At 57.2% G+C, this 23032-nt stretch carries 26 protein-coding genes; 13 read left to right on the plus strand and 13 right to left on the minus strand.

Annotated features, from left to right (window positions below; translation table 11 throughout):
* Nucleotides 1-137 precede the first annotated feature (137 nt).
* Nucleotides 138-1319 (minus strand): purine nucleoside transporter PunC, encoded by a 1182-nt coding sequence (gene punC, locus LGM20_RS11115; protein ID WP_032453123.1) that lies wholly within the window; start codon nt 1317-1319, stop codon nt 138-140.
* 112 nt (nt 1320-1431) lie between these two features.
* Between punC and punR the strand changes: the two genes are divergently transcribed.
* Complete coding sequence (gene punR, locus LGM20_RS11120) at nt 1432-2343, plus strand: DNA-binding transcriptional activator PunR (protein ID WP_004202889.1); 912 nt, start codon at nt 1432-1434, stop codon at nt 2341-2343.
* An 18-nt stretch (nt 2344-2361) separates the two neighbouring features.
* On the opposite strand, the gene purR is transcribed toward punR, so the two are convergent.
* Complete coding sequence (gene purR, locus LGM20_RS11125) at nt 2362-3387, minus strand: HTH-type transcriptional repressor PurR (protein WP_004202888.1); 1026 nt, start codon at nt 3385-3387, stop codon at nt 2362-2364.
* 292 nt (nt 3388-3679) lie between these two features.
* Between purR and cydH the strand changes: the two genes are divergently transcribed.
* Nucleotides 3680-3772 (plus strand): cytochrome bd-I oxidase subunit CydH, encoded by a 93-nt coding sequence (gene cydH / locus LGM20_RS11130; RefSeq protein ID WP_002907776.1) that lies wholly within the window; start codon nt 3680-3682, stop codon nt 3770-3772.
* Between the two features lie 167 nt (nt 3773-3939).
* Entirely contained in the window at nt 3940-5109 is a 1170-nt protein-coding gene (locus tag LGM20_RS11135; protein WP_032453121.1) for an MFS transporter, read from the plus strand.
* Between the two features lie 59 nt (nt 5110-5168).
* Here LGM20_RS11135 and sodB read toward each other — a convergent pair whose 3' ends face one another.
* Nucleotides 5169-5750 (minus strand): superoxide dismutase [Fe], encoded by a 582-nt coding sequence (gene sodB, locus LGM20_RS11140; RefSeq protein WP_023289943.1) that lies wholly within the window; start codon nt 5748-5750, stop codon nt 5169-5171.
* A gap of 481 nt (nt 5751-6231) precedes the next feature.
* Between sodB and LGM20_RS11145 the strand changes: the two genes are divergently transcribed.
* The gene (locus LGM20_RS11145; protein ID WP_044523576.1) at nt 6232-6717 is read left to right on the plus strand and encodes a helix-turn-helix domain-containing protein; all 486 of its coding nucleotides are present in this window, start codon (nt 6232-6234) and stop codon (nt 6715-6717) included.
* On the opposite strand, the gene LGM20_RS11150 is transcribed toward LGM20_RS11145, so the two are convergent.
* The gene (locus tag LGM20_RS11150) at nt 6672-7544 is read right to left on the minus strand and encodes a C40 family peptidase (protein ID WP_044523574.1); all 873 of its coding nucleotides are present in this window, start codon (nt 7542-7544) and stop codon (nt 6672-6674) included. The genes LGM20_RS11145 and LGM20_RS11150 overlap by 46 nt on opposite strands.
* A 340-nt stretch (nt 7545-7884) precedes the next feature.
* Here LGM20_RS11150 and LGM20_RS11155 point away from each other — a divergent pair, with 340 nt between their 5' ends.
* Entirely contained in the window at nt 7885-8232 is a 348-nt protein-coding gene (locus LGM20_RS11155) for a Grx4 family monothiol glutaredoxin (RefSeq protein WP_002907768.1), read from the plus strand.
* 47 nt (nt 8233-8279) lie between these two features.
* On the opposite strand, the gene rnt is transcribed toward LGM20_RS11155, so the two are convergent.
* The 4 genes from rnt to LGM20_RS11175 form a co-directional block, all read right to left on the minus strand.
* Nucleotides 8280-8927 (minus strand): ribonuclease T, encoded by a 648-nt coding sequence (rnt, locus tag LGM20_RS11160; RefSeq protein WP_004202881.1) that lies wholly within the window; start codon nt 8925-8927, stop codon nt 8280-8282.
* A 134-nt stretch (nt 8928-9061) separates the two neighbouring features.
* The gene (gene gloA, locus LGM20_RS11165) at nt 9062-9469 is read right to left on the minus strand and encodes a lactoylglutathione lyase (protein ID WP_032453119.1); all 408 of its coding nucleotides are present in this window, start codon (nt 9467-9469) and stop codon (nt 9062-9064) included.
* 78 nt (nt 9470-9547) lie between these two features.
* Entirely contained in the window at nt 9548-10645 is a 1098-nt protein-coding gene (nemA, locus tag LGM20_RS11170; RefSeq protein WP_044523573.1) for an alkene reductase, read from the minus strand.
* A gap of 53 nt (nt 10646-10698) precedes the next feature.
* A complete protein-coding gene (locus LGM20_RS11175; RefSeq protein WP_032428869.1) occupies nt 10699-11298 on the minus strand; it encodes a TetR/AcrR family transcriptional regulator in 600 nt (199 codons plus the stop codon).
* A 139-nt stretch (nt 11299-11437) separates the two neighbouring features.
* On the opposite strand from LGM20_RS11175, the gene LGM20_RS11180 reads away from it, so the two are divergent.
* From LGM20_RS11180 to sodC, 3 genes are all read left to right on the plus strand, one after another.
* Nucleotides 11438-11680, plus strand: coding sequence for a DUF1289 domain-containing protein (locus LGM20_RS11180; protein WP_017901094.1), 243 nt, complete (start codon nt 11438-11440; stop codon nt 11678-11680).
* Nucleotides 11681-11728: 48 nt separating this feature from the next.
* On the plus strand, nt 11729-12625 hold the full coding sequence (locus LGM20_RS11185) for an aldo/keto reductase (protein WP_023318436.1): 897 nt from the start codon (nt 11729-11731) through the stop codon (nt 12623-12625).
* Nucleotides 12626-12694: 69 nt separating this feature from the next.
* Entirely contained in the window at nt 12695-13216 is a 522-nt protein-coding gene (gene sodC, locus LGM20_RS11190) for a superoxide dismutase [Cu-Zn] SodC (protein ID WP_023289937.1), read from the plus strand.
* Here the strand turns inward: sodC and LGM20_RS11195 are convergent.
* The 3 genes from LGM20_RS11195 to LGM20_RS11205 are packed head-to-tail and all read right to left on the minus strand — an operon-like array spanning nt 13209 to nt 16376.
* On the minus strand, nt 13209-15233 hold the full coding sequence (locus tag LGM20_RS11195) for an FUSC family protein (RefSeq protein ID WP_044523567.1): 2025 nt from the start codon (nt 15231-15233) through the stop codon (nt 13209-13211). The two genes, sodC and LGM20_RS11195, sit on opposite strands and share 8 nt — an antisense overlap.
* Nucleotides 15233-16129 (minus strand): efflux RND transporter periplasmic adaptor subunit, encoded by an 897-nt coding sequence (locus LGM20_RS11200; RefSeq protein WP_023289935.1) that lies wholly within the window; start codon nt 16127-16129, stop codon nt 15233-15235. Before LGM20_RS11200 ends, LGM20_RS11195 begins: the two co-directional genes overlap by 1 nt.
* A 10-nt stretch (nt 16130-16139) precedes the next feature.
* Nucleotides 16140-16376, minus strand: a complete 237-nt coding sequence (locus LGM20_RS11205) for a DUF1656 domain-containing protein (protein ID WP_032453115.1) — start codon at nt 16374-16376, stop codon at nt 16140-16142.
* A 172-nt stretch (nt 16377-16548) separates the two neighbouring features.
* On the opposite strand from LGM20_RS11205, the gene slyA reads away from it, so the two are divergent.
* On the plus strand, nt 16549-16989 hold the full coding sequence (slyA, locus tag LGM20_RS11210; RefSeq protein WP_004143833.1) for a transcriptional regulator SlyA: 441 nt from the start codon (nt 16549-16551) through the stop codon (nt 16987-16989).
* Between the two features lie 34 nt (nt 16990-17023).
* On the opposite strand, the gene LGM20_RS11215 is transcribed toward slyA, so the two are convergent.
* Both LGM20_RS11215 and slyB read right to left on the minus strand, forming a co-directional pair.
* Nucleotides 17024-18385: a sensor domain-containing diguanylate cyclase gene (locus LGM20_RS11215; protein ID WP_044523563.1), complete on the minus strand. Its 1362-nt coding sequence runs from the start codon at nt 18383-18385 to the stop codon at nt 17024-17026.
* A gap of 224 nt (nt 18386-18609) precedes the next feature.
* Nucleotides 18610-19077, minus strand: coding sequence for an outer membrane lipoprotein SlyB (slyB, locus tag LGM20_RS11220; protein ID WP_002907749.1), 468 nt, complete (start codon nt 19075-19077; stop codon nt 18610-18612).
* Nucleotides 19078-19345: 268 nt separating this feature from the next.
* Here slyB and anmK point away from each other — a divergent pair, with 268 nt between their 5' ends.
* The 4 genes from anmK to tyrS all read left to right on the plus strand — a co-directional run bounded on the left by anmK (nt 19346) and on the right by tyrS (nt 22999).
* Complete coding sequence (gene anmK, locus LGM20_RS11225) at nt 19346-20470, plus strand: anhydro-N-acetylmuramic acid kinase (RefSeq protein ID WP_023289931.1); 1125 nt, start codon at nt 19346-19348, stop codon at nt 20468-20470.
* A 92-nt stretch (nt 20471-20562) separates the two neighbouring features.
* Nucleotides 20563-20886 carry a C-type lysozyme inhibitor gene (mliC, locus tag LGM20_RS11230; RefSeq protein WP_032428867.1) on the plus strand — a complete coding sequence of 108 codons (324 nt, stop codon included), beginning with the start codon at nt 20563-20565 and terminating at the stop codon, nt 20884-20886.
* A 57-nt stretch (nt 20887-20943) separates the two neighbouring features.
* Nucleotides 20944-21600: a pyridoxamine 5'-phosphate oxidase gene (gene pdxH / locus LGM20_RS11235; protein ID WP_044523674.1), complete on the plus strand. Its 657-nt coding sequence runs from the start codon at nt 20944-20946 to the stop codon at nt 21598-21600.
* A 124-nt stretch (nt 21601-21724) separates the two neighbouring features.
* On the plus strand, nt 21725-22999 hold the full coding sequence (gene tyrS / locus LGM20_RS11240) for a tyrosine--tRNA ligase (RefSeq protein WP_004175868.1): 1275 nt from the start codon (nt 21725-21727) through the stop codon (nt 22997-22999).
* The last annotated feature ends 33 nt before the right edge of the window (nt 23000-23032 follow it).

A 23032-nucleotide genomic window follows, 5' to 3' on the forward strand; every position in this document is an offset into this window, starting at 1 on the left:
GAGGCATCCTGCATCCGTTAATCTGTTAAATATTCTTTATTTATGTGAACCCGGATCCAGTATAGGACGCTAAGTACTGGCTTTCAATAAAAATATCTTAGCGTGCTAACCACTGGTCCGGGCACTGGCGACGGGCGTCAGGCGTGGGAAGAGTGGGCCGCCAGCGCTGGCGTCTGCTGCAGGCGATAACCCACTCCGGCTAACAAAATAGAGACCAGCATCACGCTGGTGGTGGTCAGCAGCGGCGTGGCGATCAGCGCGGAGACTAGCAGGCTGGTCAGGAAGCACAGGCCAAGCTGGAGGGTGTTCTGCAGCGCCGCCGCGCGGCCGGTTGCCTGCGGGAAAGGCTTCAGCGCCTGAGCGACCACGATGGGGTATATCCCGCCGTTGACCACCGCCATCAGGCAGAACGGGATCATCAACGCCACCAGCGAGGCATGCGTTTGCAGACCCACCAGCCAGGTGGCGGCGACGCTGACGGCGAAGACCACCAGCAGCCACGGGAGCATCTGTTGCCCGGACCATTTTTGCAGCAGCGCGCGACAGCCATAGCCGCCCACCAGAAAAGCGATGGTCTGCGGGATATAGCTCAGGCCGATGGCGGTCGGGCCGTAGCCCATCTCATGAAGGATAAACGGCGAACCGGTAAGCCAGGCGAAGAAGCTGGCGGAGCAGGCGGCGTAGATCAGGACGTTGCCGCTGTATTCCCGGGAGCGCAGCAGCGCCAGAAAAGTGATTTTCTTTTCAGCCACAGTGGCCGACTTAGCGGCGGCCTTCAGGCGCAGGGCAGGCAGCATCAGCAGCAGAGTGATGGCAAACAAGGTGGCGAAGATGGCTTGCCACTCGAAGTGCACCAGCAGCCAGCTGCCCAGCAGCGGGGCCAGCGCAGGGGACAGTCCTACCAGCGGCATAATAGTGGCGAAGATGCGGTTGGTGCGCTGGGCGGGATAGTAATCGGTCACCATCGCCTGCCAGGTAACCGCCGCGGCGCAGACGCCAATCGCCTGCAGAAAACGCAGCGCCAGCATAAGCGTGGCGTTCTGCACCCACAGCATCCCCAGGCAGCCGACCGCGAAAATCGCCAGGCCGCTCAGCAGCACCGGTTTGCGCCCGTAGCGGTCTGACAGCGGCCCCCAGAAGAGCTGGCCCAGCGCGAAGCCGGCGAGGAACAGGCTCAGGCTGGCGCTAATGGATGCGGCGGAGGTGTCGAGATCCTGCTGCATGGCGGCAAATGCCGGCAGGTACATATCGGTGGCCAGAAAGCCCAGCACGCTCAGGCCGGCCAGCCAGACTAAAAATCCTTTCCCAGGTTGTGACATAACGTTCTCATTTTTGGAGTACAGGTACGATGCCGCAGAGTGTAGGGAGTGCATTGTGGCTTGTGAAACGCTAATATTTGTCACATGCATTCAAAAATTTTGCAGGCAGAAAATGTGGTCTGAATACTCTCTGGAAGTGGTTGATGCCGTCGCCCGTAACGGCAGCTTTAGCGCGGCGGCGCAGGAGCTCCATCGGGTGCCTTCCGCCGTCAGCTATACCGTGCGTCAGCTCGAAGAGTGGCTGGCCGTCCCGTTGTTTGAGCGCCGTCATCGTGATGTGGAGCTGACCCCCGCCGGGGTCTGGTTTTTACAGGAAGGGCGCTCTGTTATCAAAAAAATGCAGATCACCCGCCAGCAGTGCCAGCAAATTGCCAACGGCTGGCGCGGGCAGTTGTCGATCGCGGTGGACGATATCGTGAAACCCGCGCGGATGCGCCAGATGATCGTGGATTTCTATCGCCATTTTCCCGACGTCGAGCTGATCGTTTTTCAGGAAGTGTTCAATGGCGTATGGGATGCGCTGGCCGACGGCCGCGTGGAGCTGGCGATTGGCGCAACGCGCTCTATTCCGGTTGGGGGCCGCTATGCGTTCCGCGATATGGGGATGCTGAGCTGGGACTGCGTGGTGGCGAGCGATCACCCGCTGGCGAAGATGGCGGGGCCGCTGAGCGACGATGTCCTGCGCAACTGGCCGTCGCTGGTGCGGGAAGATACCTCGCGTTCGTTGCCCAAACGGACAACGTGGCTGCTGGATAACCAGAAGAGGGTGGTGGTCCCCGACTGGGAATCGTCGGCTACCTGTCTGTCGGCAGGGCTCTGCGTCGGCATGGTGCCAAGCCATTTCGCCCGGCCATGGGTGGATCGCGGCGAGTGGACCGCGCTGGCGCTGGAAAATCCGTTTCCGGATGCGGCCTGCTGTCTGACCTGGCAGCAGAATGATGCTTCGCCGGCGTTAAACTGGATGCTGGACTACCTGGGGGACAGCGACACGCTGAATCGGGAGTGGCTGCGGGCGCCGGAGTGATCCGCGCCCGCCAGTGCTTTAGCGACGATAGTCGACAAACGGGCCATCCGCCACCGAGCGGCGTTCGACCAGCCGAGGGTGCACTTCAATAGACTGCGACTCTTCGCGCTTGTTGACGATACGATCCAACAGCATATTGAACGCGGCTTCACCCAGCGAATCTTTCGGCTGATGAATGGTGGTTAACGCCGGGCTGAAATAGCGGGCGTTGCGCACATTATCATAACCGATCAGCGAAATGTCCTGCGGCACGCGCAGCCCCATTTCATCCGCGGCGCAGATAGCGCCCATCGCCATAATGTCGCCGCCGCAGAAGACCGCCGTTGGACGGTGTTGTTGGCTCAGGATCTGCTGCATGGCGCGGTAGCCGGACTCCGGCTCGAAGTCGCCCTGTACAATCCAGTTTTCCGGCACGCTGATATGCGCCTCTTTCATCGCCTGCATGAAGCCGGCCAGTCGCCCCGCGCCGGTGTTGCGCTCCAGCGGGCCCGGGATCACGCCGATTTCGCGGTGACCGCGTTCAATCAGGTAACGTCCGGCGATATACCCGCCCTGGAAGGCGTTATCGATTACCGCATCGGTAAAGTCGGCTTTTGCTTCGCCCCAGTCCATCACCACCATCGGAATATGGCGATACTCTTCCAGCATGCTCAGGACGGAGTCCGGGTATTCGGAACACATCACCAGCAGACCGTCGACGCGTTTTTGCGCCATCATCGACAGATAGGCCCGCTGTTTTTCCGGGTCGTTCCAGGCGTTGCCGAGGATCAGGGTATAGCCCTTCTGGAAGCAGCTCTTTTCAACGGACTCAATGATTTCAGCGAAATAGGCGGCTTCGCTACTGGTCGCCAGCAGGCCAATCGATTTTGTATGATTGACTTTCAGGCTGCGGGCCACGGCGCTCGGCGAGTAGTGCAGCTCTTTAATCGCCGCCCATACCGCATTGCGCGTCTCTTCGGCAACGAAACGGGTTTTGTTAATTACATGTGATACAGTTGTAGTGGAAACGTTTGCGCGCTTCGCTACATCTTTAATAGTTGCCATTACATCTCACTCCATGCCTTGACCTGATCGCCTGATCATCGATACGTAAACGTTTGCCTACACACACCCTGAATACAATTTTCAACATTGCATCACGTCGGGAAAACGACACAGAACGACAGGAAGGGGTCAATGGCCGATACGCTTTTAAATTAGCGTGGGATTTTGTCCGATCTTGGGGCAAAGTGGAAGAGCAAAAATGTGCATCGCCCTAAATCCCGGAAGATTTTTGCGATTTTTTGTGCAAAAATGAGCAAGCTCACTTTTGGTGTGGGGATAACAAGAGGGAAAAATGATGGATACCAATTTAAAGTTTTCGCTGATCACCACGATTATTGCCCTCGGCGTGATCGTCGCATTCAGCCTGACCGCCATACTGCACTAATGTTCCGATGAGGGAGGAGCGCGGCCTCCTCCCCGTATCCCGCCATTATTATCAATTCTGCAAAAATCTTTTGTCATTTCGTTCACTTTTGTTTTTTTGTGATTGATGTCATGCTTTTGACTTCTGATGTTATGCCGTCCTCCCTGACGGTCTGATGGAGTCATTGAATGAAAATCAACTTTCCTTTACTCGCGCTGGCGATCGGCGCCTTTGGCATCGGGACCACCGAGTTCTCCCCGATGGGATTGCTGCCGGTGATTGCCAAGGGCGTGGACGTCTCGATACCGGTAGCGGGAATGCTGATCAGTGCGTATGCCATCGGCGTCATGGTCGGCGCGCCGCTGATGACCCTGCTGCTGTCCCATCGCGCCCGACGCAATGCGCTGATTTTTCTGATGGGGATCTTCACCGTCGGCAACCTGCTGTCATCCATTGCGCCGGATTACACCACGCTGCTGCTGTCGCGCATTATTACCAGCCTCAATCACGGCGCCTTTTTTGGCCTGGGGTCGGTGGTGGCGGCCAGCGTGGTGCCCAAGCACAAGCAGGCCAGCGCGGTGGCCACCATGTTTATGGGCCTCACCATCGCTAATATCGGCGGCGTGCCTGCCGCGACCTGGCTTGGAGAAACCATCGGCTGGCGGATGTCCTTCCTCGCCACCGCGGGGTTAGGCCTGCTGGCGATGGTGAGCCTGTGGTTCTCCCTGCCGAAGGGCAGCGCGGGCGAGCGGCCGGATGTCAAACAAGAGCTTTCGGTCCTGTTACGGCCGCAGGTGCTTTCTGCCTTACTGACCACCGTGCTGGGCGCCGGGGCGATGTTTACGCTGTATACCTACATTTCGCCGGTACTGAATACGCTGACCCATGCTTCATCGCTGTTTATCACCGCGATGCTGGTGCTGATTGGTGTTGGTTTTTCGCTGGGCAACTATCTGGGCGGCAAATTCGCCGACCGGTCGGTCTCCCGCACGCTGAAAGGCTTTCTACTGCTGCTGATGGCGATCATGCTGGCGATACCGCTGCTGGCGCAATCCCAGGCGGGTGCGGCTATCAGTATGATCGTCTGGGGCGCAGCCACCTTTGCGGTAGTGCCGCCGCTGCAGATGCGAGTGATGCGCGTGGCGCATGAGGCGCCGGGTCTCTCTTCTTCGGTGAATATCGGGGCGTTCAACCTGGGCAACGCGCTGGGCGCCGCCGCCGGCGGAGCGGTGATCTCCGGCGGACTGGGATATGCGTTTGTGCCGGTGATGGGCGCGATTATTGCCGGTCTGGCGCTGCTGCTGGTCTGGTTTAGCGGACGAGCGCAGCCGGAGGAGGCCTTTGCCAGCCAGTCATAAACGGTGGGGAAGGGTGTAAAAAAAACCGCAGCAGGGGTCACTCTGCTGCGGTTTGTCGTTTATGCGGCCAGGTTAGCGGCAACAAACTTCCAGTTAACCAGCGCCCAGAAGTGGTCCAGATAGCTTGGACGGGCGTTGCGGTAGTCGATGTAGTAAGCATGTTCCCAGACGTCAACGGTCAGCAGCGGCTTCGCGTCGGTGGTCAGCGGGGTACCCGCGTTGCTGGTGGAGACGATAGCCAGGCTGCCGTCGGCATTTTTAACCAGCCAGGTCCAGCCAGCGCCAAAGTTTTTCGCCGCGGCGTCGGTAAATTTGGCCTTAAACTCTGCGAAGCTGCCGAAGGATTTGGCAATCGCGGCCGCCAGCTCGCCTTCCGGTTCGCCGCCGGCGTTCGGCGCCAGGCAGTTCCAGTAGAAGGTGTGGTTCCAGACCTGCGCCGCGTTGTTGAAAACGCCGCCTTCAGAGGTGCGCACGATCTCTTCGAGCGATTGACCTTCGAACGCGGTGCCTTTGATCAGGTTGTTGAGGTTAGTGACATACGCCTGGTGGTGTTTACCGTAGTGGTATTCCAGGGTTTCTGCGGAAATGTGCGGCGCCAGGGCGTCTTTTGCATATGGTAATGCAGGTAATTCAAACGACATTGCTACTCTCCTTATAACTTTTTTGTTTTATCTCACATTGACAAGATGAGGTTTTCACCTGAATCGCGTTCTGACCGCCCGACGCTGTCGCGTCCCGGGCCTGTTATTGTATTGAGAATGTTAACATTTGCCGCAGGCAGTGAAAAGCCTTACAACGATAAAGGCTATTATCGCCGGCGCAACTGCCGAAGGCTTAACCGTTTTCTGCGGAGCGGCGCGTTAAGACGCCCGCAGATGTTGCAAAAATGTATAAGTAAAAGGAGGCTGGGTCTCCAGCCTCTCGCCGCGATGGTTAATTTCTCATCAGGCCATCTGAAGACCCCCGCAGCGCAAACGACTGAGTGAAAATAATCATTTTAAATCAAATGATTAATGACGATATGCTTTCAGGTAATCGCCGCTATGCCAATAATTCATTGTCTATTTTGATATTTGTATGACAAATATAGCCACCGGCAGCAATTTCCACAGGATGGCTACGATGGCAAAAACAGATGAAGTGGTAAGCCCGAAAATGATCCCGGTCGTGCAGGGGATCGTTGACTGGATCGAAGCACATATTTTTGACACCCTGCCGGTGAGGGCGGTAGCGAAAAAGTCCGGCTACTCGCACTGGTATTTCCAGCGGCAATTCGCCATGGTGACCGGCTGCACGCTGGCGAGCTACGTCAGCCGCCGGAAGATGACCATCGCGACAATCTACTTAACGCAGACCGAGGCCTCCATGCAGAGTATTTCCCAACGTCTGGGGTACGACGGGCAGGCGGCGTTCTGCCGCACCTTTCACCGTCACTTTGGCATGTCGCCCACCCGCTATCGTCGGGAAGCGCCGGTCACAGAGGCGAATATGCAGTTTCCCCTGACGGTGGGGGCGGAGAACGCGCAGGTGAAGAGGGCTGCCGCCGTAGCGGCAGACCGGGATCAGCGAATGGTTTTCGGGGTCATGACGCGACGGGCGCCGACGTAATGACGTACCCAGTAATCTTCGCTCAGGGAGGTGATTTGAATATCGCGCCCCGTGCGCGGGGACTGAATGAATTTCCCGTTGCCTACGTAAACGCCAACGTGGTCGGCAGTGCCGCGTCCGCGGGTGCGGAAGAAGACCAGGTCGCCGCTCTGCAGTTCGTCACGATCGACCGGACGCGCATCGCGCAGGTGGTACATTTCATTGGCGGTACGCGGGATATGAATCTTGACCAGGTCTTTGTAGGCGTAATAGACCAGCCCGCTGCAGTCGAACCCGGTGCGCGGCGAGGTGCCGCCCCAGCGATACGGTTTACCCAGCTGGCCCATCAGTTTGTTCATGGCGGTACTCTGCGCTTTTTGCACCCGGACTTTATGCGCGTCGGCGATCGTCAGATTCGCTTCGCTGGCCTCGGGTTTACAGCGTTTTTTATAGCCCTTACGCACCACGCATTTGCTTTTGACGCTGTTCAGCGCCAGGGTCGGCTCGGCGCTGGCGGCCACCGTTTTTGCGCACTGCTTTTTATACCCTTTACGCAGCACGCATTTTTTCGTGGCGCCGGCGGCCTGACGATGAAGCGCGGTTTGGCTTGCTGCGGTAGAGCGGGTAGGGAGCCGGGTGCTCGAGGATTTTTTACTGGTGGTTTTAGCGGTGGTTTTACTTTTTTGACTGGTTGTTTTTTTCTTGCGCTCTGAGCCGCTTTTCGCGGGCAACGCCTTCGGCGAGGCGGAGGCGTGCGTATGCCCTGAAGCCTGAGCCAGTGGCGTGAATGAGATAGATGTGAACAGTAATGCACAGAGCGATATCGCGATTTTGTTTAGCCGCGCCACTGAGCAATCCCCTGATTAATTACAGACATGTACAAATGCCTGACGATGAATGACAAACCGGAACGATTCTAAAGCATAAAAACCCGGAAAGTTAATATTCTTTTGTATCAAAAATGTCGATTGGTTAACGATTGCAAGAAAACGCGTCAGACATTGACCGCCTCGCACAGAAAATGCGCAACGCGCGCCTGCCCGTGACGGCAAAATGATATTTTTAAGGCAACTTCGCGCAACAGAAGATAAAATATGAATAGTGAAAAAAATGTTATTATCGGTCCTGCCCTCGGGACGCTACAATGACAAGTTACTGCCGTAGAAAGAAGTTTAAGGAAGCACGACAATGAGCTCGACTTTAGAAAAGATCCAACGCCAAATCGCTGAAAACCCGATCCTGCTGTACATGAAAGGTTCGCCGAAGCTGCCAAGCTGCGGTTTCTCCGCTCAGGCCGTTCAGGCGCTGTCCGCCTGTGGCGAACGTTTTGCTTACGTTGATATCCTGCAGAACCCGGATATCCGCGCCGAGCTGCCAAAATATGCCAACTGGCCGACCTTCCCGCAGCTGTGGGTGGACGGTGAACTGGTGGGCGGCTGCGATATCGTCATCGAGATGTACCAGCGCGGTGAACTGCAGCAGCTGATCAAAGAGACAGCGGCGAAATACCACACTGACGAGCCGAAAGCGGAATAATTACCGCGGTCAGTAAAAAAGCGACTTCCTGGAAGTCGCTTTTTTTATCACTCCGGCGTCGCCACCGGCAGCGGCCAGCCGCCCAGACGCTTCCAGCGGTTCACTATCTCGCAAAACAGCTGTGCCGTCTGCTCGGTATCGTAGAGGGCGGAGTGGGCTTGCGCGCCGTCGAACGGCATACCCGCGGCAATACAAGCTTTCGACAATACCGTCTGGCCCAGCGCCAGCCCGCTCAGCGCGGCGGTGTCGAAGGTGACAAACGGATGGAACGGGTTGCGTTTTAGCCCCGCCCGTTCGGCGGCGGTCATGGTGAAGCTGTGGTCAAATGTGGCGTTGTGCGCCACCATGATAGCCCGACTGCAGTCGCTCTCTTTCATCCCTTTGCGTACCATTTTGAAGATGGCATGCAGAGCGTCGTATTCGCTAACGGCGCCGCGCTCTGGATCGTGCGGGTTAATCCCGTTAAAGGCCAGCGCTTCGGGCTGAAGATTGGCGCCCTCGAAAGGTTCAACATGGAAATGCAGCGTTTCATCGGGCATCAGCCAGCCTTGCTCATCCATCTTCAACGTAATGGCGGCGATCTCCAGCAGGGCGTCGGTTTTGGCATTAAATCCTGCGGTTTCAACATCAATCACCACTGGATAAAAACCGCGGAAACGGTCGCACAGACCATTCAGTTGAGCGTTCTCGGACATCAGATTCTCTTAGCTGGAAAAAAGTAGCGCGCATTATGGCAAATTTTGCCACGGCTTGCAGCAGGCAGGGGTGAAAACAACGGGCGCCGCAGCGCCCGGGCGAACGAGGATAATAAAGTCGCTATGGTCGGGGGTTAGTTGCCCAGCCCTTTGCCGGCGTCTTTCTCTTCAATCAGCTCGATTTTGTAACCGTCAGGATCTTCCACGAAGGCGATAACGGTGCTGCCGCCTTTTACCGGCCCGGCTTCGCGGGTAACGTTGCCCCCGTTCTGGCGGATCCGCTCGCAGGCTTCGGCGGCGTTGTCGACGCTCAGCGCGATGTGACCGTAGGCGGTGCCCAGCTCATAGCTGTCCACGCCCCAGTTGTAGGTCAGTTCGATCACCGCGGTATCGCTCTCTTCGCCGTAGCCGACGAAGGCGAGGGAGTATTTGTACTCCGGGTTTTCGCTGGTGCGCAGCAGCTTCATGCCCAAAACATTGGTATAGAAGTCGATAGAACGTTGCAGGTCGCCAACGCGCAGCATGGTGTGGAGTAAGCGCATAATGTCCCCTATGCAGTTTATTTGATAGATCAGAGCCTTGAGTATAGCGGCGATACGTCGCCGCTATCAATGGAGGGATTACAGCGTAGGATAATCGGTGTAGCCTTCCGCGCCGCCGCCGTAGAAGGACTCCGGGCGCTGCGGGTTGAGCGCCGCTTTTTTCTGCAGGCGGGCCACCAGATCCGGGTTGGCGATGTAATCGCGGCCAAAGGCCACGGCATCAATCAGCCCTTTGCTGATCAGGTCGTTGGCTTTTTCAACGGTGTAGGCGCCAGCGCCAATGATCACGCCCGGGAAGCGGTCGCGAACTTTCTGACGGAAGGCTTCGCTGTACGGCTTGCCGCCCGCCCAGTCCGGCTCGGACATGTGCAGATAGGCGATACCGCGTTTCGCCAGCTCGCTAATCAGATACAGCGCGTCTTCTTCTTCGTTCGGGCCATTATCTACATTCTGGAAGCTGCCAATCGGCGACACGCGGATGCCAATCCGGTCGGCGCTCCACTCTTTGCTCACGGCGTCAACCACCTCCAGCACCAGACGGGCGCGGTTTTCCACGCTGCCGCCATACTGGTCGGTACGCTGGTTTGCCGACGGCGAGAGGAACTGGTGCAGCAGATAGCCGTGAGCCGAGTGCAGTTCAACCAGATCGAAACCGGCGTCACGGGCATTGCCCACCGCCTGACGGAAATCATCGACGATCCCCGGGATCTCTTCGGTTTCCAGAGCGCGAGGCATCGAGGTATCGGCGCGGATGGCGTGGCCGTTTTCGTCGCGCAGCGAGGTGCGGGTGCCGGCGCTCAGCGCAGACGGCGCTACCGGGGCGGCGCCGCCGGGCTGCAGGCTGCTATGGGAAATTCGCCCGGTATGCCACAGCTGCACGGCGATATGGCCGTTTTCCGCGTGAACGCCGGCGGTGATTTTCTGCCAGGCGGCAATCTGCTCCGGGCTGTGCAGTCCTGGCGCGCCGGCATAGCCTTTGGCCTGGGCGGAAATCTGCGTCGCTTCGCTGATGATCAGCCCGGAGCTGGCGCGCTGACGGTAATATTCGCCCATCAGCGGGGTAGGGATATCGCCCGGCTCGATGCTGCGCAGACGCGTCAGTGGAGCCATAAATACGCGATTAGGGACGGTGACGGCACCGACTTTCAACGGGGTGAATAATTTTGATTCCGACATAATGACTCCTGAGTAGACCGGTCGTCTAGGAACTGATGAAATAAAAACGCCTGTTAAACAGCAGGCGCCGCAATAATCTGTTTCGCGTGGGCAAGGGCGCTCTCCAGCGGCGTTGCGCTACGCGTTATTTTGGCCTGCAGGTTGGCGCCGAGCCACAGGGAATAGAGCACCTGCGACAGGGTCATGGCCTCGCCGTCAAATGTCAGACTGCCTTCCTGGCGTCCTTTCTCCAGCGCGTCGCCCAGCAGGGCGATGATCTGGCTGGCGCCGTGGTTCATGGCGGTGCGCATGTCTTCCGACAGATCGCAGACCTCTGCCGACAGCTTGACGGTAAGACACCCGCTAATAATTCCCTGCTGGTAAAACTGATTCAGCGTGTGCTGATAGTAGGCCAGCAGCCGATCGCGATAGTTGCCGTCGCCATGGGCGAAATGCTCGACCAGGCGCTGCAGATATCCGGCGAAATGGTTTTCCAGCAAGGCGACGCCGAAGGCTTCTTTAGAGCGAAAGTAATGATAGAAAGAGCCCTTGGGCACTTCCGCCGTCTTCAGGAGTTCGCTCAAGCCCATGCCGGTAAAGCCGCGATGCATGCAAAGCCGCTCGCCGGTGGCCAGAATATGTTCTCGGGTATCACAATCGCTGTGTCTGTTCATGGGGCACACTGTAGTAGACCGATTGGTCTAATGCAAGACCCGGCGCAAAAATGTTAGCTGGCGCAGCACGTAGTGAACAAAATTTGCGTCAGCGCGGGGAAACGTCTTCAATGAAAGGAGATGAGGGGACAGGAGGCGTGTGGTGGCAGAGCAGTTAGAATTTTTCCCGGTGCAGAGCCCGTGCCGGGGAATTTGTCAGACCGATGAGCGCGGCTACTGTCGCGGCTGTTTCCGTAGCCGTGAGGAACGTTTTAACTGGCAAACGATGAGCGATGCGCAGAAACAGGAGGTATTGCGTCTGTGCCGTCAACGCCTGCTGCGCAAAATCCGCGCAAACAGGCCAGAGGCGGCGGAAGAACCGCAGCAACCCTCACTGTTTTAAGCCAAAAATTACGTATACTCAGAGCACTTTTTTATTGAGGAAGCGGTTATGGTTCAGCGTATTGCTATGGCTCCCCAGGGGCCGGAATTTTCGCGTTTTGTGATGGGCTACTGGCGTCTGATGGACTGGAAAATGTCGCCAGGCGAGCTGGTCGGCTTTATCGAACAGCATCTCGATTTAGGTATTACCACCGTCGATCACGCCGATATCTATGGCGATTACCAGTGCGAATCCGCCTTTGGTGAAGCCCTGAAGCTGGCGCCGCATCTGCGTAGCCGAATGGAAATTGTCAGCAAATGCGGCATTGCCACCCGGGCGCGCGCTGAAAACACCATCGGTCACTACATTACCGACCGGGACCACATCGTGCTCAGCGCTGAGCAATCGCTGCGTAATCTGGCGACGGACCATCTCGATCTGCTGCTGATCCACCGGCCGGATCCGCTGATGGACGCGGACGAGGTGGCTGAAGCCTTCCTCGCGCTGCATCACAGCGGCAAAGTGCGTCATTTCGGCGTCTCGAACTTTACCCCTGCCCAGTTCACCCTCCTGCAGTCGCGCCTGCCGTTTACGCTTGCTACCAACCAGGTGGAGATCTCGCCGGTGCATCAGCCGTTGCTGCTCGACGGCACCCTCGATCAGCTGCAGCAGCTGCGTATTCGCCCGATGGCCTGGTCCTGCCTCGGCGGCGGCCGCCTGTTTAATGAAGAGGGCTTTCAGCCGCTGCGCGACGAGCTGGCCCAGGTGGCCCACGAGCTTAACGCCGACAGCATCGAGCAGGTGGTTTATGCCTGGGTGCTGCGCCTGCCATCGCAACCGCTGCCGATTATCGGCTCGGGCAAAATTGAGCGCGTGCGTTCGGCGATCGTGGCTGAAAAACTGAGTATGACCCGCCAGCAGTGGTTCCGTATCCGCAAAGCCGCGCTCGGTTACGACGTGCCATAACCGGCATTTCGCCTCCGGAAACCTGTTCCTGGTTTACACTTAACAGGGAGACAGCCATCCGGAGGTGTTATGCAACGATGTATTCTCGCTATCCTTTCCCTCGCATTTTGCGCTGGCGCGCAGGCCGTCAGTGAAGATGTGCAACTTAATCTCGTGACCAGCCAGGGCGTTGGTCAATCCATCGGCAGTGTAAAAATCACCGAAACCGACCGCGGACTCGAATTTGCTCCCGATCTGCGAGCGTTGCCGCCGGGCAAGCACGGCTTTCATATCCATGCTGAAGGTAGCTGCCAGCCGGCGATGAAAGAGGGCAAAGCCGTAGCCGCCGGAGCGGCGGGCGGACATTACGATCCGCAACATACCGGTAAACATGAAGGGCCGCTGGGCACCGGACATCTTGGCGATTTGCCCCTGCTGGTGGTCAACGACGCGGGCGTGGCTGACCAGCCGATTATCGCTCCGCGTCTGAAAACGCTGGCGGAAGTGAAAGGCAAAGCGCTGATGGTTCATGTCGGCGGCGATAATATGGCCGACAGTCCGCAGCCGCTGGGCGGCGGCGGCGAACGGTTTGCCTGCGGGGTGATTAAGTAATCTTTTCGCCAATCGTTCCGGCGACCGGAGCCTGTTCCAGCTGCGATAGCGCGCAATACAGTCGCCAGATCGCGGCGGCCAGCTCCCGGGCCGCCGGCTGATGATGGCGGTTCAGAACCTCGCAGATCCGCAGCAGCTCCTGCAGCGTGGTGGCCAGCGGCCGCTGCTGCACGCCGCGCTCGCTCATGACATCGCGCAGCAGGTTGATACACAGATCGCGGACCTGGGCGAGCGGATCGGAGCGGGTTTCCCACTCACGAAGCTGCCAGACCACGTGGGAGCAGTTCAGCAAGACCACTCCCCAGCGCAGTAGCCAGCGGCGTGCCAGCGCATCCTGGCTCTGACTGAGCTGGCTGACGTGGTGATATACCAGCGATTCAAATTCGTGCTCGCTGTGCTGGGGGCGGCGGCTGAGCTGATCGACAAAGTGACGCCGTAACGCTCTGATGTGCCGTCGCCCTTTGCGGGCGTCCGAGCCGGGACTGAGCACCGCAAAAGCCAGCCACGCAAAGCCCACGCCGACAATCTTGCTTAAATTGTCATTGAAAAAGGCCGCATAGTCGTACACCGGTGGGTTGGTGACGGAGATAAACGAGCCCATAAAGACGATAAGCTGCCCCCACAGGCCGGCAAATTTTGGCCACTGCAGCTTGAGTAACTGCATGGTGGTCAGCAACGGGAACAGAAACAGCAGGAACTGCCACAGGTCGGTGATCTGCACCATCAGGCCAAATTTCACCACAAAACTGAACACCGACAGCAGGACCAGGGTCTGCATCAGCAGGGTTAGCGAGCGAAACGGCGAGGCCGACACCGAGTAGAGTACGCAGCAGATGGAGGCCAGGGTCAGGGCCGCCGCGCAGCTGGTCCACTGGGTACTGATCCCCCACGCGCCTATCGCCACCAGGGCGCAAAAGGTACGAATGCCGTTGAGCAGGGCTTCCGCCTGGTCCGTGTGGCGGGTCAGCGCGGGTGCGGAAGGAACATTGAACTCGGCGATCGCTGAGGCATTTTCAACCCGGCGGATCCAGCGGCTGCTTTCCAGATAAATGCGACAGAAATAGCGTAACCGCGCCCAGAAGGCGACGTGGCGGTAATCCGCGCCCGGCGGCGGCGCCAGCGGCGCCAGAATGCGGGCGACGTGATAGCTGTCAGCATGGGCGGTGGCGAGCTCCGCAAGCAACGACTCCAGCACCTGGCGGGTATTGGCCGGGGCGTCAGGCCAGTTCAGCAGCATACGCCGCAGGCTGGAAATGACGCTGGTCATTCGGAGCTGTTGGTGCAGCAGGTAGTTCAGCAGGGGATTCTGCCGACGGAAGCGGTAGTGGCTCCAGAAGGCCTGGATGCGCAGCAGGTTCATGGTCAGGATCTGGCCAATTACGCTTTCATGGGCGGTGCGGATAGCATCCGTCGTTTCCGGTACCCACAGCAGACTGGCGTGCTCCAGCAGGCGGGCGTGCATGGTTTTCAGCGCCGTCAGCAGGTTGCTGCCATCGGAGGTGCTGGGCAGAATCATCATCATCAACCCACCGCACAGGATCCCGACGATGACTTCGCAGACGCGCGACTGGGCAATCACCCATAGCTCGTAGCTGTCGCTGATATTAATCACCGGAAAGGCGATGATGGCGCAGGTATAGCCCGCCAGCTGAAAGGCGTAGGCCACGTTGTTGGTGAACAGGGCGCAGGCCCAGGTGCAGAGCGCCAGCCAGCCGGAGATACTGAACAGGAACAGCCAGGGATCGTTGAGCGTATGGCCAGCCAGCAGCAGGGCGGCGCAGGCGCCGAGCAGGCTGCCGGCAATGCGGCCGAAACTTTTACTGATCACCCCGCCGACGGTGGGAAAGCTGACCACCGCCGCGGAGGTCATCGCCCAGTAGGGCTCATCCAGATCCAGCGCATAGGCGATGCTCAGCGCAAGACACATGGCGATGCCGTTACGCAGCGCGTATCGCCACTGCGGTCGGGTGGCTTTAACCCAGGGCAGCGAGCGCCATGACAGGGTCTGCAGATTCATCACTGTCCGCCGATCGAGACGGTGCAGGTGGTGCCGGAGACCAGAGTGACATCGGCCGGCAAGCTATCAAAGGCAATCCGCACCGGGACGCGCTGGGCGAGGCGGACCCAGGGGATATTCGGTTTGATATTGGCCACCAGCCCGGTTCCCTGTTCCACGCTCTGGTCGACAATCGCGCGACCGATGCTGGCGACATGCCCCTGCAGCGTCTGCTGATTGCTGTAGAGAATGATTTGCGCCGGATCGCCGATGCGAATATGGCGCAGTTTGGTCTCTTCAAAGTAGCCCAGCACATAGAACGAATGGCTGTCCACCAGGGCAAAGACCGGATGGCCGGTGGTGGCGTAATCGCCGACCCGGGTGGAGAGGTTAGTCACCCAGCCGTCCACCGGCGCTTTGACTACCGTCTGGCTGAGCTGCCACTGCGCATGCTTTAGCGCCGCCTCAGTGACACCGACTCCCGCTCTGGCGGCCGCCAGGGTGGTGGTGGCGGTATTCAGGGCGGTATTGGCGTTTTCAAGGTCTTCAGCCGAGATGGCATTCTGCGACAGGTTTCTGCGACGGCGGGCCTCGCTGGCGGCTTTGCTTTGCTCCGCCTGCGCTTTCGCCACCTCAGCTTGCGCTTTCGCCAGCTGCGCCTGGGCGTTCAGCACCGCAATGCGGTAGGGGGTGTCGTCGATGGTAAACAAGACTTCACCGGCCTTGACTCGCTGGTTATCGGCCACGTTAAGCTGCAGAATACTGCCGGAGACCTGAGGGGTGATCCCGACCTGCTCGGCGCGCACTTTCCCGTCGCGGGTCCAGGGGGACTGAGTGTAGAAATTCCATAACAACCACGCGGCAACCAGTGCGATGGCCGCCACCAACAGCGTTGACAAATATTTTAATTTTTTCATAGCAGGTAGATCACCAGGCAATCAATAACAGCAGGGCCAGACAGACCGCGAGCGCGAACAGGGAGAGATCCATCAGCAGGGGATGCCAGATGTCGCCCGCATACATCCAGTCACGCAGCTGGCGATGTAAAAACAGCCAGATAAAGAAGCCCAGCAAGACGGCTTTGAACAACGGAGGGAAATAGACGGATGCGCCGAACATCAGGTCCTGCAGCGGCAATCCGGATGAATTAAGACTCAGTTTCACAAGCAAAAATCCTTTGCCATAACAGGGATAACCTCAGGACGTGCTACTCTTTAACAGTGTAAATCATTGTTTTGGTTTTTGTTGAATCAAGTAATTCATTTGTTTTGATTATTCAAATGCTGCACACTATTCTAAAATCAGTATAATAACTTAGCAAGCTAATTATAAGGAGATGAAATTGGAATCGCCACTTGGTTCTGATCTGGCACGTTTAGTTCGCGTCTGGCGCGCGCTAATCGACCATCGCCTGAAACCTCTGGAGTTAACGCAGACCCACTGGGTCACGCTGCATAACATCCACCAGCTGCCGCCTGAGCAGTCGCAGATCCAGCTGGCGAAAGCCATCGGTATTGAACAACCGTCGCTGGTGCGTACGCTCGATCAGCTGGAGGAGAAAGGGCTTATTTCTCGCCAGACCTGCGCAAGCGATCGGCGGGCCAAACGCATCAAGTTGACTGAAAAAGCCGAACCGCTGATCAATGAGATGGAAGAGGTGATAGGCAAGACCCGCGATGAAATCCTCTCGGGGGTCTCGAAGCAGGAAGTGGAGACGTTGCTCCACTTAATTCGTAAACTTGAACAAAATATCCTCGATCTCCAGGCAAAAGATTAATCCTTTTGCGGCCCGGGCTATCCCGGGCCTTTTTTTACCCGCCCTGGCGTCGCCAGATCACCACCCGGTTACGTCCGCTGTTTTTTGCTTCATACATGGCTTCGTCCGCACGCTGGACGCACTCCTCCGCCGTCACACTTCTGTCATGGGTGGTATACACCCCCATGCTGATGGTCATCCGCTCTGGCAGAGCGGTCTGCTCGGCGCTGACCGCCAGACGGATGCGCTCGGCGATCGCCTGCGCCTCGTTCTCTGAGGTGTTGACCAGCAGCAGGGCAAACTCCTCACCGCCGATGCGGGCGGCGACATCATCCTTGCGCGAATGGCTGTCCAGCACCGAGGCGGCAAATTGGATCACCTTGTCGCCGGCGATGTGGCCGTAGTTATCGTTGATGCGTTTGAAATGGTCGAGGTCGCTGATAATCACCGACAGCGGATGCTGGGCCTTCACCTTCGCCAGCTGCTGGTTTAGGGTGTCATAGAAGAAGCTGCGGTTATAGAGGCGGGTCAGCGGGTCGCGGATCGAATTCTGGTAGGAGTTGACATACTTGTGGTTAGACTCCCGATAGAGGATAAAGACGTCGACCAGCAGCACCAGGATCAGGAACAGGGTGCACAGCGTTTCAAAAAAACGCGCCTGATACCAGGCCTGATCGAGTTCCCCAACGGTAGAGAGCAGCCGGAAGAGGGTGAACAAATATGCGCTGCAAAAAAAAGCGCCGCTATACCAGAAAATATTGCGCAGTTTGCTCAAGCAAATTATTAATATTAGCGTGATAAACCAGACTGCTATCAGCAGCCAGCTGATAATACTTTGCCACAGTGGGGTGAAAGTATGATTCAGGTCGTCGATAAAATTGATGCTCAGCTTCGGCGAGTGGCTGGAGTAAAGCCATGATAAAAAAATAATGGTTAATGTAAGAACAATGCATGCCGCGAAAGTCATTACATGAGCTTTCCAGGAATGCATGATGCGCCGGCGGAAGTAATACAAAATAATTGATGACATGAATAAGACAGCCATCATTATATTGCGAAAGAAATAATATATGACGGCGTCGTTTTGTTTCACCACCGGAGAGGGATTGCAGCTGAGCCAGTCCGGATAGCTGCTGAGCGTGCCCAGCATCAGCAACGCCGAACAGGCAAAGGCGAAAGCGACAGGGGTCAGATACAAGCGACGCTTGCTGCTCCAGTATTTCATACCCATAAAACAGGCAATAGTGATATGAAACACCATCAGAAAACTGGTCAGCAGAGGAAATAGTGTAGATGAAGTGCTGTTGAATCTGGTGTGAAAAAAGTCCATCAACCCGGTCATGCCGACCCCGGCCAGTAAACAAATACAAATATAAACGATAAGACGTTTAACGACATGATTCATGTGTTTGGGCATAGACAATATTCCACAGGGAAAAGCAAGGGCAACGATATTGCGTCGACATAAAAAGAGTAATGTGCAGAAGAGTAGTCGGGGATGACTGATAAAATATTGCGCAGGCGCAATGATTAATGCAATTCAAAAATTAAGATGTCTGAATGCTAATGCGAAGCTATTAGGGTGTAATAAATGCAGAGGAAAAATACGATGCGGCATAACTGGCCGCATCGTCAGAGGGATTATCGAGGAGAGACGGTGACCTGGCTGCCGCTGCCGGCAATCGCCACGCGCTGACCCACGGAGAACGGGGTGCTGCCCTGTTTCTGCACCACCATAATGGTATTGCCGTCATCCTTACGGATTTCCAGTTCCACGCCCTGGGTTTTATTCATCGCGCCCTGTACGCCCTGACCGGCAACGCCGCCCGCGACCGCACCTGCCGCTGTGGCCAGAGAGCGTCCGGTACCGCCGCCGATGGTGTTCCCGAGGAACCCACCCAGCACCGCACCGCCAATCGCCCCGATGGCATTGCTGTCGTCGCCGCTCTGGATCTGTACGGCGCGGGTATGCACGATGGTACCGTATGTCACGCTCTGCACCTGTTTGGCTTCAGATGCGGAATAAACATCGCCGGACAGGCCGCTGCTGCTCACGCAGCCTGCGAGCGTGAAACCAATCATCGATACAGCCAAAACACGTAAAATCATTTATGAATCTCCTGTTCACCGAAGGTGTTCAATTGAACGTCCATGCGGTTAATTATATGGCATTTAGTCGTCGGCGGGCATAGCTTCTCTCCGGACTATACAAAAAATAATAATTAATGGTGCTTCAACCTTAACTAAACGCCGGTTCTTTACGATGTTCTCTGAATTGTCGCTCTATTGTTAAAAAGTATTATTACAACATAGCATTAGCGGACACTTTATGGTGGAGTGAAGGACATACAAGGGTCATGGAATGAAGGAACAACGTATGAGATCGGGTCGCTTTATTGGCGTTATGTCTGGTACCAGCCTTGATGGTATCGATGTCGTTTTGGCTGCCATCAATGAAAACATGGTGGCGCAGCAGGCCAGTCTCACCTGGCCCATCCCACACGCGATAAAAGAAGAGATTCTGGCGATTTGCCAGGGCCAGTCATTGACCCTTTCACAGCTAGGTCGTCTGGACACCCGACTGGGGCGGCTGTTTGCCGATGCCGTGCTGGCGCTGATGCGTCAGGAAAAGCTCAAACCCACCGACGTTATTGCCATCGGCTGCCATGGACAGACCGTATGGCATGAACCCCAGGGCGACGCGCCGCATACGATGCAAATTGGCGATAACAACCAGATCGCCGCCCACACCGGCGTCACCGTGGTGGGGGATTTTCGTCGCCGGGATATGGCGCTTGGCGGGCAAGGGGCGCCGCTGGTGCCGGCATTCCATCATGCGCTGCTGGCGCACCCCGTTGAGCGGCGGATGGTGCTCAATATCGGCGGGATCGCTAATGTATCGCTGCTGGTGCCGGGCCAGCCGGTGCGGGGCTATGATACCGGACCGGGAAATATGTTGCTGGACGCCTGGATCTGGCGCCAGCAGGGCAAACCGTACGATAAGGACGCCCAATGGGCCAGCGAAGGTAAAGTGCTCCTGCCGCTGCTGCAGGATATGCTGAGCGATCCATGGTTTGCCCTGCCGGCGCCGAAAAGCACCGGTCGGGAATATTTCAATTACGGCTGGCTGGAGCAGCATCTGGCTCGTTATCCTGGGCTGCGCGGGCAGGATGTGCAGGCAACGCTCGCGGAATTAACCGCCGTGACCATCAGTGAGCAGGTATTGTTAAGCGGCGGCTGCGAGCGTTTGTTAGTGTGCGGCGGCGGCGCGCGTAACCCATTGTTAATGGCGCGCCTGGCGGCCCTGCTGCCGGGAACCGAAGTCTCCACCACCGATGAGGCGGGGATCAGCGGCGATGATATGGAAGCGCTGGCCTTTGCCTGGCTGGCCTGGCGCACGATCGCCGGCCTGCCGGGTAATCTGCCCTCCGTGACCGGCGCCAGCGAAGCCACGGTGCTGGGCGCCATTTTCCCTGCTAACCCGCCGCAGAATCGGAGTTAACTGAAATCTTAAAGACGACGCGACCGGTAAACTGGACAAGTTAAGCGGAGGGCGGAGTGCCCTCCGTGACCGGGAAAGTCGAAGGCAAACGAATGAAAAAAATTCTTATCGCAGTTGTACCTTTTATGCTGGCGGGCTGTAGCTACTACAACCAGTTTGTCGAGCGGATGCAGACGGACACGCTGGAGTATCAATGCGACCAGAAACCGTTGACGGTCCATCGCAATAACCAACGCCAGCAGGTTAGTTTTATCTATGACAATCAGCAGCTGAATCTGTCAGAGGGGCTGTCGGCTTCCGGCGCGCGCTACACCGACGGCGTCTATGTCTTCTGGTCGAAAGGCGATACCGCCACCGTCTATAAGCGCGACCGCATCGTCCTCGATAACTGCCAGCTGCAGACCGCCAAACGTTGAGATTTCTGTCCGGGGGGCGCACAATAACGCCACCTTTTGACTATATCCTTAATGGCCATGTCTGATAACGACGAACTCCAGCAAATCGCGCACTTGCGCCGTGAATACACCCGTGGCGGTTTGCGTCGCCACGATCTTCCTGCTGAACCTCTGCCGCTGTTTGAGCGCTGGCTGCGTCAGGCCTGCGACGCGAAACTCGCCGACCCAACGGCCATGGTGGTTGCCACCGTCGATGAGCGCGGCCAACCCTATCAGCGCATTGTGCTGCTTAAGCATTACGACGAAAAAGGGCTGGTGTTTTATACCAACCTCGGCAGCCGCAAAGCCCATCAGATTGAATATAACCCGCAGGTCAGCCTGCTGTTTCCGTGGCATATGCTGGAGCGCCAGGTGATGGTGATCGGCAAAGCGGAACGCCTGTCGACGCTGGAGGTGGTCAAATATTTCCACAGCCGCCCGCGTGACAGCCAGATCGGCGCCTGGGTCTCGCAACAGTCGAGCCGGATCTCTGCCCGCGGTATCCTGGAGAGCAAATTCCTCGAGCTGAAGCAGAAATTCCAGCAGGGTGAAGTGCCGCTGCCGAGTTTCTGGGGCGGATTCCGCGTCAGCATCGAGCAGATGGAGTTCTGGCAGGGGGGCGAACATCGCCTGCACGATCGCTTTTTATACCAGCGCGATAACGGCGCCTGGAAAATCGACCGCCTGGCACCGTAATTGCCGAAATTAGTTATCGAAGCGCTGGCGCTGAAAGGGCCGGCGCTTTATTCTATGTACTTTTCGCATCTGGCGAAAAGTCGTGTACCGGCAGAGGTGCAGTCGTTTATACATGGAGAATTTGATGGCAAGCAGTAACTTGATTAAACAATTGCAAGAGCGGGGGCTGGTAGCCCAGGTGACGGACGAGGAAGCGTTAGCAGAGCGACTGGCGCAAGGCCCGATCGCGCTCTATTGCGGCTTCGATCCTACCGCTGACAGCTTGCATTTGGGGCATCTTGTTCCATTGTTATGCCTGAAACGCTTCCAGCAGGCAGGTCATAAACCTGTGGCGCTGGTGGGCGGCGCTACCGGTCTGATTGGCGACCCAAGCTTTAAAGCCGCTGAGCGTAAGCTTAATACCGAGGATACCGTGCAGGAGTGGGTGGATAAAATCCGCAAACAGGTAGCCCCGTTCCTTGATTTTGACTGCGGCGACAACTCGGCGATCGCGGCGAACAACTATGACTGGTTTGGCAGCATGAACGTGCTGACCTTCCTGCGCGATATTGGTAAACACTTCTCTGTTAACCAGATGATCAACAAAGAAGCGGTGAAGCAGCGCCTGAATCGTGACGATCAGGGCATCTCCTTTACCGAGTTTTCTTACAATCTGCTGCAGGGTTACGACTTCGCCTGCCTGAACAAGCTGCACGGCGTGGCGCTGCAGATTGGCGGCTCCGACCAGTGGGGCAACATTACCTCCGGTATCGATCTGACGCGTCGTCTGCACCAGAACCAGGTGTTTGGCCTCACCGTGCCGCTGATTACCAAAGCGGACGGTACCAAGTTCGGCAAAACCGAGGGCGGCGCCGTGTGGCTGGATCCGAAAAAGACCAGTCCGTATAAATTCTACCAGTTCTGGATCAACACCGCGGATGCTGATGTCTATCGCTTCCTCAAGTTCTTCACCTTTATGGACATCGCAGAGATCAATGCCCTGGAAGAAGAAGATAAAAACAGCGGTAAAGCGCCGCGCGCCCAGTACGTGCTGGCAGAGCAGGTGACGCGTCTGGTGCACGGCGAAGAGGGCCTGGAAGCGGCGAAACGCATTACCGAGAGCCTGTTCAACGGCAACCTGAGCGACCTGAGCGAAGCTGACTTCGAACAGCTGGCTCAGGACGGCGTGCCGATGATTGAGATGGAAAAGGGCGCCGATCTGCTGCAGGCGCTGGTGGATTCCGAACTGCAGCCGTCCCGCGGCCAGGCGCGTAAAACCGTCGCCTCTAACGCAGTGACCATCAACGGTGAAAAACAGGCCGATCCGGAATATGTTTTTGCCGACAGCGATCGCCTGTTCGGCCGCTACACCTTGCTGCGCCGCGGTAAGAAGAATTACTGCCTGGTCTGCTGGAAATAAAAAAATACTACCAGGGCGTGGGAAACCACGCCC

Source organism: Klebsiella quasipneumoniae subsp. quasipneumoniae (genome assembly GCF_020525925.1).
In the GTDB taxonomy this organism is placed as follows: domain Bacteria; phylum Pseudomonadota; class Gammaproteobacteria; order Enterobacterales; family Enterobacteriaceae; genus Klebsiella; species Klebsiella quasipneumoniae.

Bases quoted from the DNA above. Each gene is read 5' to 3' on its own strand.
- LGM20_RS11155 (WP_002907768.1), top strand. From the start codon at position 7,885: ATGAGCTCGACTTTAGAAAAGATCCAACGCCAAATCGCTGAAAACCCG.
- slyB (WP_002907749.1), bottom strand. From the start codon at position 19,077: ATGATTTTACGTGTTTTGGCTGTATCGATGATTGGTTTCACGCTCGCA.
- sodB (WP_023289943.1), bottom strand. From the start codon at position 5,750: ATGTCGTTTGAATTACCTGCATTACCATATGCAAAAGACGCCCTGGCG.
- tyrS (WP_004175868.1), top strand. From the start codon at position 21,725: ATGGCAAGCAGTAACTTGATTAAACAATTGCAAGAGCGGGGGCTGGTA.
- slyA (WP_004143833.1), top strand. From the start codon at position 16,549: ATGAAATTGGAATCGCCACTTGGTTCTGATCTGGCACGTTTAGTTCGC.
- LGM20_RS11135 (WP_032453121.1), top strand. From the start codon at position 3,940: ATGAAAATCAACTTTCCTTTACTCGCGCTGGCGATCGGCGCCTTTGGC.
- punC (WP_032453123.1), bottom strand. From the start codon at position 1,319: ATGTCACAACCTGGGAAAGGATTTTTAGTCTGGCTGGCCGGCCTGAGC.
- gloA (WP_032453119.1), bottom strand. From the start codon at position 9,469: ATGCGCTTACTCCACACCATGCTGCGCGTTGGCGACCTGCAACGTTCT.
- anmK (WP_023289931.1), top strand. From the start codon at position 19,346: ATGAGATCGGGTCGCTTTATTGGCGTTATGTCTGGTACCAGCCTTGAT.
- LGM20_RS11175 (WP_032428869.1), bottom strand. From the start codon at position 11,298: ATGAACAGACACAGCGATTGTGATACCCGAGAACATATTCTGGCCACC.
- rnt (WP_004202881.1), bottom strand. From the start codon at position 8,927: ATGTCCGAGAACGCTCAACTGAATGGTCTGTGCGACCGTTTCCGCGGT.
- sodC (WP_023289937.1), top strand. From the start codon at position 12,695: ATGCAACGATGTATTCTCGCTATCCTTTCCCTCGCATTTTGCGCTGGC.
- LGM20_RS11200 (WP_023289935.1), bottom strand. From the start codon at position 16,129: ATGAAAAAATTAAAATATTTGTCAACGCTGTTGGTGGCGGCCATCGCA.
- cydH (WP_002907776.1), top strand. From the start codon at position 3,680: ATGATGGATACCAATTTAAAGTTTTCGCTGATCACCACGATTATTGCC.
- LGM20_RS11195 (WP_044523567.1), bottom strand. From the start codon at position 15,233: ATGAATCTGCAGACCCTGTCATGGCGCTCGCTGCCCTGGGTTAAAGCC.
- LGM20_RS11145 (WP_044523576.1), top strand. From the start codon at position 6,232: ATGGCAAAAACAGATGAAGTGGTAAGCCCGAAAATGATCCCGGTCGTG.
- LGM20_RS11215 (WP_044523563.1), bottom strand. From the start codon at position 18,385: ATGCCCAAACACATGAATCATGTCGTTAAACGTCTTATCGTTTATATT.
- LGM20_RS11185 (WP_023318436.1), top strand. From the start codon at position 11,729: ATGGTTCAGCGTATTGCTATGGCTCCCCAGGGGCCGGAATTTTCGCGT.
- purR (WP_004202888.1), bottom strand. From the start codon at position 3,387: ATGGCAACTATTAAAGATGTAGCGAAGCGCGCAAACGTTTCCACTACA.
- punR (WP_004202889.1), top strand. From the start codon at position 1,432: ATGTGGTCTGAATACTCTCTGGAAGTGGTTGATGCCGTCGCCCGTAAC.
- nemA (WP_044523573.1), bottom strand. From the start codon at position 10,645: ATGTCGGAATCAAAATTATTCACCCCGTTGAAAGTCGGTGCCGTCACC.
- pdxH (WP_044523674.1), top strand. From the start codon at position 20,944: ATGTCTGATAACGACGAACTCCAGCAAATCGCGCACTTGCGCCGTGAA.
- mliC (WP_032428867.1), top strand. From the start codon at position 20,563: ATGAAAAAAATTCTTATCGCAGTTGTACCTTTTATGCTGGCGGGCTGT.